Annotated in this window: 13 protein-coding genes and 1 pseudogene; 8 read left to right on the forward strand and 6 right to left on the reverse strand. The window is 72.1% G+C overall.

Features of this window, described 5'->3' with window-relative positions; translation table 11 throughout:
- Positions 1 to 267 precede the first annotated feature (267 nt).
- Complete coding sequence (locus FCI23_RS20010) at positions 268 to 1,140, reverse strand: DUF3027 domain-containing protein (protein WP_136725288.1); 873 nt, start codon at positions 1,138 to 1,140, stop codon at positions 268 to 270.
- Between the two features lie 223 nt (positions 1,141 to 1,363).
- Between FCI23_RS20010 and FCI23_RS20015 the strand changes: the two genes are divergently transcribed.
- The 4 genes from FCI23_RS20015 to FCI23_RS20030 all read left to right on the forward strand — a co-directional run bounded on the left by FCI23_RS20015 (position 1,364) and on the right by FCI23_RS20030 (position 4,982).
- Positions 1,364 to 2,755 carry an MFS transporter gene (locus FCI23_RS20015; RefSeq protein ID WP_211265405.1) on the forward strand — a complete coding sequence of 464 codons (1,392 nt, stop codon included), beginning with the start codon at positions 1,364 to 1,366 and terminating at the stop codon, positions 2,753 to 2,755.
- An 83-nt stretch (positions 2,756 to 2,838) separates the two neighbouring features.
- Positions 2,839 to 3,315, forward strand: a complete 477-nt coding sequence (locus FCI23_RS20020) for a hypothetical protein (RefSeq protein ID WP_136725290.1) — start codon at positions 2,839 to 2,841, stop codon at positions 3,313 to 3,315.
- A gap of 3 nt (positions 3,316 to 3,318) precedes the next feature.
- Positions 3,319 to 4,128 carry a futalosine hydrolase gene (locus tag FCI23_RS20025; RefSeq protein WP_136725291.1) on the forward strand — a complete coding sequence of 270 codons (810 nt, stop codon included), beginning with the start codon at positions 3,319 to 3,321 and terminating at the stop codon, positions 4,126 to 4,128.
- Entirely contained in the window at positions 4,125 to 4,982 is an 858-nt protein-coding gene (locus FCI23_RS20030) for a 1,4-dihydroxy-6-naphthoate synthase (protein WP_136725292.1), read from the forward strand. Before FCI23_RS20025 ends, FCI23_RS20030 begins: the two co-directional genes overlap by 4 nt.
- An 86-nt stretch (positions 4,983 to 5,068) precedes the next feature.
- Here FCI23_RS20030 and FCI23_RS63080 read toward each other — a convergent pair whose 3' ends face one another.
- Entirely contained in the window at positions 5,069 to 5,452 is a 384-nt protein-coding gene (locus tag FCI23_RS63080) for a cold-shock protein (RefSeq protein ID WP_136725293.1), read from the reverse strand.
- Between the two features lie 155 nt (positions 5,453 to 5,607).
- Between FCI23_RS63080 and FCI23_RS20040 the strand changes: the two genes are divergently transcribed.
- On the forward strand, positions 5,608 to 5,829 hold the full coding sequence (locus FCI23_RS20040; protein ID WP_136725294.1) for a hypothetical protein: 222 nt from the start codon (positions 5,608 to 5,610) through the stop codon (positions 5,827 to 5,829).
- On the opposite strand, the gene FCI23_RS20045 is transcribed toward FCI23_RS20040, so the two are convergent.
- Entirely contained in the window at positions 5,814 to 6,467 is a 654-nt protein-coding gene (locus FCI23_RS20045) for an HAD family hydrolase (protein ID WP_136725295.1), read from the reverse strand. The two genes, FCI23_RS20040 and FCI23_RS20045, sit on opposite strands and share 16 nt — an antisense overlap.
- A gap of 273 nt (positions 6,468 to 6,740) precedes the next feature.
- Between FCI23_RS20045 and FCI23_RS20050 the strand changes: the two are divergent.
- A pseudogene (locus tag FCI23_RS20050) lies at positions 6,741 to 7,211 on the forward strand (iron chelate uptake ABC transporter family permease subunit); the annotation flags it as partial.
- A gap of 105 nt (positions 7,212 to 7,316) precedes the next feature.
- A complete protein-coding gene (locus FCI23_RS20055; RefSeq protein WP_246143850.1) occupies positions 7,317 to 8,276 on the forward strand; it encodes an ABC transporter substrate-binding protein in 960 nt (319 codons plus the stop codon).
- 33 nt (positions 8,277 to 8,309) lie between these two features.
- Here FCI23_RS20055 and FCI23_RS20060 read toward each other — a convergent pair whose 3' ends face one another.
- From FCI23_RS20060 to FCI23_RS63800, 3 genes are all read right to left on the reverse strand, one after another.
- Positions 8,310 to 9,242: a hypothetical protein gene (locus FCI23_RS20060; RefSeq protein WP_136725297.1), complete on the reverse strand. Its 933-nt coding sequence runs from the start codon at positions 9,240 to 9,242 to the stop codon at positions 8,310 to 8,312.
- A gap of 250 nt (positions 9,243 to 9,492) precedes the next feature.
- A complete protein-coding gene (locus FCI23_RS20065) occupies positions 9,493 to 11,988 on the reverse strand; it encodes a helicase-associated domain-containing protein (protein WP_136725298.1) in 2,496 nt (831 codons plus the stop codon).
- A gap of 124 nt (positions 11,989 to 12,112) precedes the next feature.
- Entirely contained in the window at positions 12,113 to 12,484 is a 372-nt protein-coding gene (locus FCI23_RS63800) for a VanZ family protein (RefSeq protein WP_407645997.1), read from the reverse strand.
- Between the two features lie 16 nt (positions 12,485 to 12,500).
- Here FCI23_RS63800 and FCI23_RS63805 point away from each other — a divergent pair, with 16 nt between their 5' ends.
- Complete coding sequence (locus FCI23_RS63805) at positions 12,501 to 12,767, forward strand: hypothetical protein (RefSeq protein ID WP_211265413.1); 267 nt, start codon at positions 12,501 to 12,503, stop codon at positions 12,765 to 12,767.
- The last annotated feature ends 162 nt before the right edge of the window (positions 12,768 to 12,929 follow it).

Below are 12,929 nucleotides of genomic sequence, written 5' to 3' on the forward strand. Positions count from 1 at the left end.
GGCCCCAGCCCGCTGCCCGCCGCCCGCGCCTTCGGCGCCCCGCATCGCGCCGGGCCCCACCCCATTGTCGACCGCGAGCCGGTGCCAGGTGCCCGGTGGCCAGTGCCCGCAGCCCGGTGACCGGTGCCCGCACCTTCCGCGCCCCGCGCTGGCGCAGGAATGCCCGGCCAGGGCAAAGCGCCGCCGCCGCGTACTTGCGGGCCAGCCGGGCGCAGCCCCGTGACAGGGGGCGGGCGGGCGGGAAAACATCCCACCGCCCGCCGGGAGTCAGGAGTGGCCGAGCTCTTCGGCGGGGGTGGACTCCTCCACGGACGCGTGCCGGTCCGGGTGGAGCGGCAGTGCTTCCACCGCTGTCTCGTCCAGCACGGGCGGCGGCGGTCGCAAAGGCTTGGGCATGACGGCGGCCTCGGAGTGGCCGCCGCAGCCGTAGGCGAGGGAGACGACGCGGCCGTCGGCGGGAGAGAACTCGTTGGCGCAGACACCGAAGGCCTGGCGCAGGGAGCCGGCCATCGGCACCAGGAAAGCGCACGTCACGCAATTGGCGGGAGCGGCCTGGGCCATGGGCGTCTTGGGGCCGTAGTCCTCCTCCCAACGGTCGGCGGCGACGTGCAGGCCGTAGCGGGACAGGACGCGGGGGCGCCCCATGCCGATTTCCTCGGCGACGGCGCCGATAGTGCCGACTGCGGGGGGTGTTGCGGGGGGCACCTCGATCTCGTCGGCGTCGAGGAGATCGGAGAGGGGATCACTGACGGGGTAGTCGGAGTCGCCGATCCAGCCGGGTTCGAGACGGAGATCCTCGGCCTCGGTGGGCAGCAGATCGCCGGGCCCCATGTCACCCGGACGGAGTCGTTCGCTCCAGGGAACCCACTCGGGGGCGAGCACGGAATCGTCGCCGGGCAGGAGCACGGTCTCGTCGAGGGTGATGGATTTGGCCCGCGACGCGCGGGTCAGGGTGACGGCCCAGTGCCACCCCCGGTAGGCGGGCTGCCTGCAGTCGAACAGGTGAGTAACGACACGGTCGCCCTCCGCGACCACCCCCAGGTGTTCTCCGACCACATCGGGCCCAAAGGCCCCTTCCACCGCCGAAAGAGCCACTTCAACCGCCTCGGCGCACAGGCGGTCTGGGGTACGGCTTCGCATCGCAGCACTCACAAGAATCGATTCTCTCCTACGCCGACTCACGCGTACGCCGGCCGGAGGGCGGGCACCGGCAGCGGAGCGGACCTGCGGACCGCGTCGACGCAACCGGCCGTCCCGGACGTCCTCGGGCGTACCTGTTGGCTTCTATTCTGCGGGATCACAAGCCACCCGCGCGCACCACGCTTGTTAAGGAAAGGGTACAGAAGTGCTCCCTTGGGGCAGTATGGCCTGCGTGGCACGTGCTGTGACCTCCGGACCCGGGCCGATTCGCAAGGCAGGCCTTGCTGTCGGGCGCGCCGTACAGGGCGCCGGATCCGCGCTGCGCCGCCGGATCCGCCGGTCGACACACGCGGGTGGCGCGGGCGAGTCGGGGCTGGCGAAACTGATCGAACTACACGCCGTGAATTCGGCGGGCGACATGATGATCACGATCGCGCTCGCCAGCACGGTGTTCTTCTCCGTCCCGACGGGCGAGGCACGCGGACGGGTCGCACTGTACCTCCTGGTGACCATGGCGCCGTTCGCGCTGCTCGCCCCGGTCGTCGGTCCACTGCTGGACCGGGTGCCGCACGGCCGCCGCGCGGCCATGGCGATCTCGATGCTTGGCAGGGCCATGCTGGCGTGGATGATGGCCGACATCGTCTCGGGCGCGGGCCTGGAGCTGTATCCGGCCGCGCTCGGCGTGCTGGTCGCGTCCAAGGCGTACGGGGTGGTGCGCAGCGCTGTCGTGCCGCGGCTGCTGCCGGGCCGTACGACGCTGGTCAAGGCGAATTCCCGGGTGACGCTGGCGGGGCTGCTGGCCACGGCCGTCGCGGCGCCGGTCGGCGGGATGCTGCACCTGATCGGGCCGCGGTGGCCGCTGTACGGGGCGTTCGTGATCTTCGTCGGCGGTACGGTGCTGTCCTTCTCCCTCCCGCACAAGGTCGACTCGGGGAAGGGGGAGGCGCCGGCGCAGCTCACCTCCGGCGAGCGCGTCCACCTGGGCCACTACAAAGAGCAGCAGCAGCGCGCGCCGAGGCCGGGGCGGCAGATCGTCGACCCGTCCGTGCTCCACGCCCTCCAGGCGAACGCGTCACTGCGGGCGTTGTCCGGCTTCCTCACCCTCTTCCTGGCGTTCCTGCTCCGCGAGCACCCGGTCGGCGGCCTGAGCGCCGCCTTCTCCCTCGGCGTCGTCGCCGTCTCGGCCGGCGCCGGCAACGCCTTCGGCACCGCGCTGGGCTCCTGGTTGAAGGCGCGCGGTCCCGAGCGGATCATCGCGACCGCGCTAATGTGCGCGCTGGCCACGGCCTGCCTCGCGGCCGTCTGGTACAGCGCGGTCACCATCGCCGCCGTCGCGGCGGTCGCCGGCATCGCCCAGGCCCTCAGCAAGCTCTCGCTGGACGCGATGATCCAGCGCGAGGTCCCCGAGATAAGCCGCACCTCGGCCTTCGCCCGCTCCGAGACCGCGCTCCAGCTCGCCTGGGTCATCGGCGGCGCGATCGGCATCCTCCTGCCCCTCAACGGCACGGTGGGCATGTCGGTGGCCGCGAGCCTGGTGGCGCTGGGCTTCGCCGTCTCCGTACGGGGGCTGCTGGGCACCCGGCGCACGATGTCGTCGGTCACCGGACGGGCTTGAAAGGCCTGGCCGGGACGGTGGCGAACACGCGGCGTGGCACACCCCCGCGCAACCGCGTCACCACCGCCCGGTAGCCTCACCACATGAGCATTCGCCGCCGTGCCGCCGCCCTCGGTGCCGTGTCCCTCGGGCTGGTCGCCCTCGCAGCTTGCGACAAGCCGACCCCGCTGGCGACCGTCACCGTCGGCCAGAAGACCGTGACCACCGAGGCCACGAAGAATTGCTATCCGGACAACAACAAGACACTGTCGACCGCTGCCTTCACCGCCTGTCTCAATGCCGCGCCCACGAAGAGCATCACCGTCCACGCGGGTGACAAGGTCCGGATCGGTGTCGACCCGAAGATCTCGGACAAGGGCTGGCTGGTGGCGGCGGGCGTGTCGCAGAAGACCGACCTGCTGAAGAACAAGACGTACTGGTCGCTCGACGGTGACAGCCTGTTCGTCGACTCCACGACCGGGACGACGGCGAAGTCCGTTGTCCTGAACATCGTCGAGAGCGACGGCGGCAAGTCCTACCTCGGCGTCTGGAAGTTCAAGCTCGTCAAGTCCCCGGACTAGGCGTTGCGTCTGCTGGTGGTGACGGCGGTGACGGCGGAAGAGGAATCCGTCGCCCGCGGCTTGGGCTGCCTGCTGGAGGACTCCGGGACGCGTCCCGTCCCCGGCGGCAGGCTCCGGCGCCTGGACCGCCCGGGGGCGCCGTCCGGCGGACTGCCGCCCGGGCTGCGTTCCGCCGATCTGCTCGCCGCCGGGGTGGGTCCGGCCGCCGCCGCGGCCGGCGCCGCCGCGGCACTGACCGGGGCGGCGCTGGCCGGTGAGCCGTACGGGCTGGTCATCTCGGCCGGGATCGGCGGCGGTTTCGTACCGACGGCGTCTGTCGGCTCGGTCGTCGTCGCCGACGTGATCGTCGCCGCCGATCTGGGCGCGGAGACCGCCGAAGGCTTCACCCCCGTCACAGAGCTCGGCTTCGGTACCGTGGAACACCGGCCGCCCGAGGCCTTGTCCCGCGCCGCCGCGCAGGCGGTCGGCGCCGTGTACGCGCCGGTTCTCACCGTCTCCACCGTGACCGGCACCGCCGGGCGCGCCGCCGCGCTGGCCGCGCGTCATCCGCGCGCGGCGGCCGAGGCGATGGAGGGGTTCGGGGTAGCGGAGGCGGCGGCCGCACACCGTACGGCCGTGCTCGAGATCCGGGCGATCTCGAACCCGGTGGGCCCGCGCGACCGAGCGAACTGGCAGATCGGGCGGGCGCTGACGGAACTGGCCGACGCGTTCGGCAAGCTCGTTCCCGTACTGGACACACTGGATGCACTGGACACACTGGATGCACCGGACGCTCTGGATGCCCTGGATGCCTGGGAGGCACGTACTCGATGACCTCGACGACTGAAACGCTGCGGATCGCCTACTCGCCGTGCCCCAACGACACCTTCGTCTTCCACGCGTGGGCGTATGGGCAGGTCCCCGGCGCGCCGCCGATCGACGTGGCCTTCGCGGACATCGACATCACCAACGGCATGGCCGAGCGCGGCGAGTTCGACATCCTGAAGGTGTCCTACGCCGTCCTGCCCTGGGTGCTCGACGAGTACGCCCTCCTGCCGTGCGGCGGGGCTCTGGGCCGCGGCTGCGGGCCTCTGGTACTCACCCGGGAGGCCGGGACGGGTGCGGAGCTCACCGGCAAGACCGTCGCCGTGCCGAGTGAGCGCTCGACCGCGTATCTGCTCTTCCGCCTCTGGGCCGCCGCCGAGGTCCCCGGAGGAGTCGGGGAGATCGTGGTGCTGCCCTTCCACGAGATCATGCCCGCCGTGCGGGACGGCAAGGTGGACGCGGGCCTGGTGATCCACGAGGCGCGGTTCACCTACCAGCAGTACGGACTCCACAAGGTCGCCGACATGGGCGAGCACTGGGAGCAGACCACCGGGCTGCCGATCCCGCTCGGCGCGATCATCGCCAAGCGGTCACTGGGCAGCGAGAAGCTGCACGCGCTGGCCGAAGCGACCCGCGCCTCCGTGCGCATGGCGTGGGACGACCCCGAGGCCTCGCGCGCGTATGTGCTGGAGCACTCGCAGGAGATGGACCCGAAAGTGGCCGAGCAGCACATCGGGCTCTACGTCAACGAGTTCACCGCCGACCTGGGCGACGACGGGTACGCGGCAGTACGCGGCCTGCTCACCCGCGCCGCCGCCGAAGGCCTGGTGCCACCGCTGAGCCCCGACGCGCTGACGTTCTAGGATCACACCAGCGCTCAAACGCCGGACGGGCTGCTCGCAGAGTGAGCCGGTCCGGCGACTGAGCGCAAACAACGGTCATACGTCGGTCATACGTCCAGTTGGTCGGCCACCACCCTGAGCACGGAAGCGATCTTGTGCCCGTGGGCCTTGTCGGGGTAACGGCCGCGCTGGAGGGAGCGGGCCACGTCTTCCAGGAGCGTGGTGAGGTCCTGGACGATCGGCAGCAGTTCGTCCGGCTTGCGGCGCTGGGCTGCCGCGACCGAGGGCGCCGGGTCGAGGAGGACCACCGAGAGTGCCTGGTCGCCGCGCTGGCCTGCGACGACACCGAATTCGACGCGCTGGCCCGGCTTGAGGATGTCGACCCCCTCCGGCAGCACCGACGAGTGTACGAAGACATCGCCGCCGTCGTCGCGGGAGAGGAAGCCGAAGCCCTTCTCACCGTTGAACCACTTGACCTTGCCGGTAGGCACGTCAGACCTCGTCCTTGGAGTAGATAGCTGGGATGGAGCTGGATAGCAATACAGCGGGTCTGGTCTCAGACCCGCCTGCTCATAGGCTAATGGCCCCGGGCCCCCTGTCCAGACGCCGTGATGGCTCTCATCTGCACGCGACCTACCCTGGTCAGGTGAGCGACGAAACCCAGAAAGCCGGCGATCTGCTTGTGCGGATCGGAGCAGTCCTGTTCGTGATCGGTGCGTTCGGCACATTGGCCACGATGATCCCCTTCTTCATCGGGACCAATCCGCTGCCGACGCCCGCGTACTTCGTGTCGATGCTGATGGGCGTCGGCTTCGCGCTGGCCCTGGGAGGGCTGCTGCGATCGGCGCTGGCTCAGCGCCGTACCTGACCGTTGCCCCGGTGGCCGGCCAGCCAGCCGGGGAATTCGGTCAGGCTGTCCAGCACCACATCGGCCCCGGCCGCGCGCAGCTCGTCCGCGGTGACCGGGCCGGTGGCGACGGCGACGGAGAGGGCGCCCGCAGTGCGGGCACCGCGGACATCACCCGTGTGGTCGCCTACGTACACCGATACGCCGTGCTCGGTGAGCGCCTCCGCCTTGGCCTCGGCCCAGAGCCAGCCGATCACCTCGTCGACCTCGATGCCGAGGTGGCTGAGGTGCAGCTTCGCGTTGGGCTCGTGCTTCGCCGTGACGACGATGACCCGGCCGCCCGCGGCGTGGACGGCGTCGACGGCCGCGCGGGCACCGGGCATGGCCAGGGTGGGCTCGATGGCGTAGTCGACGTAGAGGGCGCGGTACTGGTCTGCGATGACCGGGAGGTCCTCGGCGGGGAACCAGTGGATGAGCTCGTCGTCGAGCGGCGGCCCGAGGCGGGTGATGGCGAGGGCGGAGTCGATGTAGACGCCGGTCTCGGCGGAGAGCCGGTCGTAGGCCGCCTTGATGCCGGGGCGCGAGTCGATGAGGGTCATGTCGAGGTCGAAGCCGACGGTCAGCGGGGCGGACGGGGGAACGGGAGCTTGGATGGCCATAGCAACTATTGTCGCCGCACCCGCATCGCATAGTTAGCTACGGCTAAGCTAACCTCCTCTGCATACCGTACGCCGTGCCCCTGCGCCCGCCCGTCCGCCGCCTCGGCTGGATCCTGACCGCCGCGCTCCTGCTGTCGCTCACCGGGCTGCTCAGCCTCGCCGTCGGCAGCCGCCCGATCGCGCCGGGCACGGTGCTGGACGCCCTGCTGCACGGCGGCACCAGCGACGACGCCACGGTCGTACGTCGCTACGGGTGCCCCGCACCATCATCGGCTCACCGGTTCGCTCAACGGCCGCGGGTACGACCAGGCCGGGCCGCTGGCGGTGGTGCTGCTGATCGCGCTACCGTTCGTCGCCTGGGCGACCCGCGCGCAACGCGCGATGGCGTTCGACGACGACACGGCGACCGCGCTCGGCGCAAGGCTCGGCCGGGTCCGCCTGGGACTTGTGGTGCTGGGCGTGGTGCTGGCATCGGTGGCGACCGGCGCCGCCGGGCCGGTGGCCTTCGCCGCGCTGCTGGCGCCGCAGACGGCGCACCGGCTCACCCGTACGACGCAGATCCCGCTGCTGGGTTCGGCGCTGACGGGCGCCTTGATCGTGGTCGTCGCCGATCTGCTGGCGCGGCGGCTGTTCGCGCCGACGGAGCTGCCGGTGGGGGTGCTCACGGCGGCGGTGGGCGCGCCGTACCTGATGTGGCTGATCACCCGTAACCGTACGAACTCCCGTGACGGAGGCAAGATATGACGCTCTGAGCGTTACGTATACAAGTATGAGTACGGGTACGCGTGCCAGTCCGTATACGAGTACGAGTAGGGGTACGCAACGGAAAGGGTCCGTATGTCCATGCGCATGTCCTGTGCACTCACCACCGTCGCCCTGGCCGCGACCGCCGTCCTCACCGCCTGCGCTGCGGGCTCGGGAGGCGAGGGCTACGGCAGCGGCTCCGGGCCGTCGCACGGCACCCACACCCTCAGCACCGTGATGGGCGAGGTGAGGGTCCCTGACGACCCCAAGCGCGTCGTCGTCCTCGACACCGCCGAACTGGACTCCGCCATCACCTTGGGCGTGAAGCCGGTCGGCGCGACCAGCACGGGCACCGGCAGCGGCTTCCTGGACTACCTCGGCAAGGACCAGACCTCCGGCATCAAGGACGTCGGCCGGATCGGCGCCCCGAATCTGGAAGCCATCGCCGCCCTCGAACCCGACCTGATCCTCGGCAGCGAACTCCGCGACGCCGACCACTACGCCGAGCTGTCCCGGATCGCCCCGACCGTCTTCACCGAGTCCACCGGCGCCCCCTGGAAGGCCGACTTCCTCGTGCACGCCGCCGCCTTGGGCAGATCCGCCGCGGCCAAGAAGGCCATCGCCGCCTATCGCGCCCACACCGCCCAGGTCACCGCCGCGCTCGGCGGCGCCGACGCCGCCGCCAGGACCAAGGTCAGCATGGTCCGCTTCGTCGAAGGCGCCGACATCCGCCTCTACGCCCGGGAGAACTACATCGGCACCCTCCTCGCCGATGTCGGCCTCGGCCGCCCCGCCGCCATCGACCAGGCCTCGGACGGCTTCTCCCTCGGCGTCAGCCCCGAGCAGATCGACAGGGCGGACGGCGATGTCCTCTTCTACTCGACGTACGGCGATGCCAAGGCCGCCAAGGAAACCGTGACAACCGGCGGTCCGCTGTGGAAGAAGCTCACCCCGGTGAAGAACCACAAGGCCTTCAGGGTGGATGACGAGCTCTGGTACCAGGGCATCGGCTACACGGCGGCCGACAAGATCCTCGACGAGCTGAAGGCGTATCTCGCGACGTGAACCGCCGCCTGCCGCACCGGAGCGGACGCGGCGTCAGCCCCCTGGGCGGCGGCTGCGCCACAGCAGGAACAGGGCGGAGCCGACCGCGGCGATCCGCACCATCGCCGGGACGGAAGCGACGATGGCCGTGTCCAGGTGTCCGTTGGCGATCGGGCGGCCCCATCTGCCGTCCATGCGCCCCCACAGCCACACCAGCGTGCCGCCCACAACCAGGCCCGGCAGGCCGACCGCCGCGAACTTCGCCTCGCGGCGGGACAGACGGCGCGAGGTGTAGGCGATGAGCCAGCCCAGGGCCAGGGCCACCCAGGCCCCCAGGATCGCGCCGACGACCAGCGACGCGGCGCCGAGCAGCTCCAGCGGGCTGCTGCGCCGCCCCGCCGTCTTCTCCGCCACGGCTGGATATACGGATTCGGGCTTGCGCCGTCTCAGCCGCACCCTCAGCCGGCGCCGCCGGCGGGCTTCCGGCTCCGCATCAGTATCCGGATCGGGCTCGGCTCCGTCCGGGTCCTGCGCCGCCTCCGGCTCCTTGTCCTCCGAGAGGCCGGGCAGCGGTATCGTCAGCCCGCCGGTCATCCCCGGGGGAAGGCCGACCGTCTCTCCCGACTGCCACCCGTGGCTCGCCGGATCCCCGACCCGCCACCATTGCGGCTCCCCGCTCCGTGGCGCGGGCACATCCACCTTCGGCGACGACTTGGACAACGGCACCATCGGCGACTCCGGCTCCGGCGGCGGCCCCTGCCTCCCCCGCGCACCGGCTGCCGCCTTCACCACCTCGTCCGGCGAACCGAGCCTGCCCAGGATCCGCCGCACGGTCGTGGCGCTGGCGCCCGGGCCGCGCTCCTGCTCGATGTTGGTACGCAACTGCGCGACGAGCTGCGCCCGCTGGCCCGCCGTCAGCGCGGTCTGGGCCAGGTCGCCGACCCGGCTGAGGTAGTCATATACAAGCTGGTCACTCTCGACGCCCATGGCTCACCGCCCCATTCGCCCCGGCCCGGCACCGTACCGCCGCCAGATTAGCCCCTCCGGGACCACCTACCTCAGCCCCGGAGCCCCGTTGTGGGCAGTCGTTCCACAAGGCCGAGCGAAGCGAGATGGGGGCACCTCCTGGGGAAGGGTGGGCACAACGCCTGCCACCGGACCGCAGGCTTGGACAAGCCCCGGCTACCCGGCCGTCCGGCGCCCCGCGTAGCACCGCACCCCTGACTGGCCGGCCGGCCTAGGAGTGCGCTCCCAGGTCGTCGGCGAGTTCCGCGACTCCGGTGATCCGGTGCAGGGCGAAGGTGCGGACCGCGTCGGCGGTGTGGTCGTACGCCGTCACGAAGCCGCCCTCGACCCGGACCGGGCCGATCACGCGCTGGCTGGCGGAGCCCTCCGCGTTGACGTAGCCGATCCACACCGAATCGCCGGTCAGGACGGCGGCCTGCATCGTCGCGAGGGTCTCGGCGGCGGCGGACCGGGGCAGCCTGCCGTTCCCGTCGGCCGGCGCGGGCACGGGCGCGGCTCCGCGGTGTACGGCGGTCGAGGCGCGGTCACCGGCCCGGATCGCCTTCACGGCGGCGCCGAGCAGGGTCGGGTCGGGCATCGGCGGGCCGTCCGTGACGGGGACCGGGGGGGTACGCGGCGGGGTGCGGCGGGCGTCGGGGCGGGTGATCAGTACGTCGCCGTCGGCGGACTCGGCGGCCGGTGCGAACCCCATGGCGCGCAGCCGGTCCAGCAGCACCGCCGGGTCCGTCTGGGCGGCCAGGACGGTGGGCGCCAGCCGTCTCAACCCGAGGCCGGACGCCCGGCGGTCGGCGAGCAGCTCGCTGAGCAGCGCGTCGTCGTCGCACCGGAGGTACGCCGAGGCCGCGCCGACCCGCAGCCGCCCGTGCCGGCGGGCCACATCGTCGATGAGATAGCTGAGTGGCTGAGGCACAGGGGTGCGCGAGTGCGCGGCGAGGAACGCGTGCAGCTCCGCTGCCGTGCGGCCGGCGTCGAGCGCCCGGCGTACGGATTCGGGGGTGAAGCGGTAGACGGTGGCGCCGCCCTTGGACTCGATGTCGGCGAGCACATTGAGGGTCTCCGCGAGCGGTGCTTCGAGCGGCCCCGGGGCGATCGCGGTGAGATCCGCCTGCAGCATCACGTAGTCGAGCGCCTCGGGCAGCAGGGGGGCGAGCGCGGCGGCGGCCTCGGCGGGGTCTGTGCCACCGGCGGCCCGCCCCTTCTCGGCGCCGGGCTCGGCAACGGGGCCCAGCAGCGCCCGTCCGTGTGCCGACAGGGCGCCGCGGCCGGTGATGCCGAGGAGCTCTGCCTCTGTCGTGGTCCAGCGGACCAGGTCGGCACGCAGGGCGTCCATGGTCACGCCGCCGCGCAGCGGGCGTTCCCAGCGGAGCCGGGCCAGCAGCCGGTCGGGGGCGACTGCGGAGCCGGCGGGCAGGGCGGCGAGGAGTTCGAGGGTGCGGCGGCGGACCTCGGGGGCGAGGGAACGGTCGAGGTCGGGGCCGAGCGCGGACAGGGCGCGCCCCTTGGCGTCACGCGTGCCGACCAGGCCCGCCGTGCGGGTGGCCGAGAGCCAGGCCGTGGCGAGGCCGGTCCAGCGGCGCTCGGCGGGGAGCCGCAGCCAGTCGTCGTACCCCGGGGTGGGCGCGTACACCTCGTCGGCCTCGCCGTCGGAAGCGACGAGCCCGGCGGCGTACGCCAGCTCCAGCCAGAACGCGGCGACGGGCTCCGGCACATCCAGCACCGTCGCGATGCGCTTCAGGTCCCGTACGCCGACGCCACCGGCGCGCAGCAGCGGCGGACCGCCGGTGTCCCACTGCTGCAGCAGCTCCTCGACGGTCCGCACGGCGGCGAACGCCTGCCCGGCGGCGTTGGCGTCCACAGCCTGTGGATCCCGCGCCACCGTCTCCACCTGCGGCGGCAGCGGCTCCGGCGTACGGTGCACCCGGCCGCCGCGCAGGTGCAGGGCGGCCTCGCGGGGCAGTAGGACGTTGCGCCGGCCTGCGGGGAGCAGCAGCCCCCGGTCGAGCAGCCACCGTACGGGCGGCGAGGTGGCGGACGCGTCCGCCACCTCGCCGTACGGCGGGCCCCACACCAGCTTGCCCAGCACGGCCTTCGCGGCCTCGGGCGCGCCGGACAGCAACTCCGTCATCCGGGGGCCGTCGGCGAACAGCGCGGCCAGCGACCCTGCCGCGCTGATCGGGTCGTGCGTCGCCGGGAGCCCGGCGGCGGCCACGATCTCCTGGAGCCGCCCCGGCGACATCCCGGCCGTCGCCTCGGCCACCGTCGGTCCCAGGCCGGTCGGGGAAGGCGCGCCCGAGCCCGGCGCCAGCACGTCCCGGGCGGTACGGACCAGGCGCAGCCGGTCGTCGCCGCCCCAGACCAGCGCCTGCGTCCGCAGCACAGCGAGCGCCTGCGGCAGCGCGGCGTCCAACTCATCCAGCCCTGTAGCGGCGTCGTCGCGGCCCTCCCCCGCTATCAGGCCCCTGAGCGTCCCGTACGCGCAGCCGTCGGGCGCCACGGCCAGCGCTTCGGCGGTCTGGAGCGTAAAGCGGTCGAGGCGCTCCAGGGCCCGTACGACCGAGGCCCGGGTGGCGGCCCGGGTGGCAAGCTGGGTGAGATCGTTCGGGACCGGGGAGAGCAGGTCGGGGCGCGCCCGGAGCAGCGCGGACAGCGCGCCGTCGCCGCGGGCGCGGAGATCTTCGGCGAGGGTCCGGGGCTGCTCGATGGTCATCCGACCAAATGTACCGGTGTACCGCGCCTTACGGGATGCCCCACGGGCCCCGGCCGGCCCGCGGTCCCCGGCCCGAGCACGCGCCGGGCCACCCCGGCCGCCGTAACGGGGAAAACCGCCGGACCTAGGTCGTATCCGTCGCGCCCCGGGTACGGCGCAGACGCGGCCGGTGCACCGCTTTGCCCATGAGGCGGCCGACCAGCAGCCAGCCCAGCAGCGCGCCCGTCGTGTTCATGATGACGTCGTCGATGTCGAACGCCCGGCCCTCAACGATGGCACCCTGCGCCAGCTCCACCAGCACCATCACCAGCGCCGTGGTGATCAGCACCCGCAGCAACCCGCGCGCCTTCGGCGCCAGCACCGGCAGGAGCACCCCGAAGGGCACCCCGAGCAGCAGATTCCCGCCCACCTGGCGCAGCGCACCGGCGACGGTGTACCGGTCGAAGTACTGGCGCAGGGACCTGCCCGGATGCAGATTCGCGTGCGCTATACCCACGGAGGCCGGCGAGGGCGTGAGCGTCGCCCTGGCCAGCAGTACCGCGAAACCGACCATTGCCACAAAGGCGACCGCCATCGCCAGCCACCGTGCCGCCACCACGAGCCAGGCTTCCCTGGGTGGTTTCGGTTTCGGTTCCGGCGCCGGTTTCGGCTTCGGTACCGGCTTCGGCTTCGGCGCCGGCTTCGGCTTCGGTACCGGCTTCGTCGCCGGAATCGTCTTCGTCGCCGTACCCTGCGTTCCTCGTCGCAACGTGATACGTGACACGGAACCCCCTTCGTAGGCCGACTCGCCGCAGGGCGTCTACCCGGGCCAAGCACCAGTACTCGCCCGGACGCATGCCGAGCCCTGAACAGCCGTCACCTTTTCGCGTTCCTTCCTCGTCACGGGTCGTGACATAAGGAAGACGTCAAGACGAGCGAAATTACCTTATGAATACCTTTCA

The sequence above is a fragment of the Actinacidiphila oryziradicis genome (assembly GCF_005047355.1).
Taxonomy (GTDB): Bacteria; Actinomycetota; Actinomycetes; order Streptomycetales; family Streptomycetaceae; genus Actinacidiphila; species Actinacidiphila oryziradicis.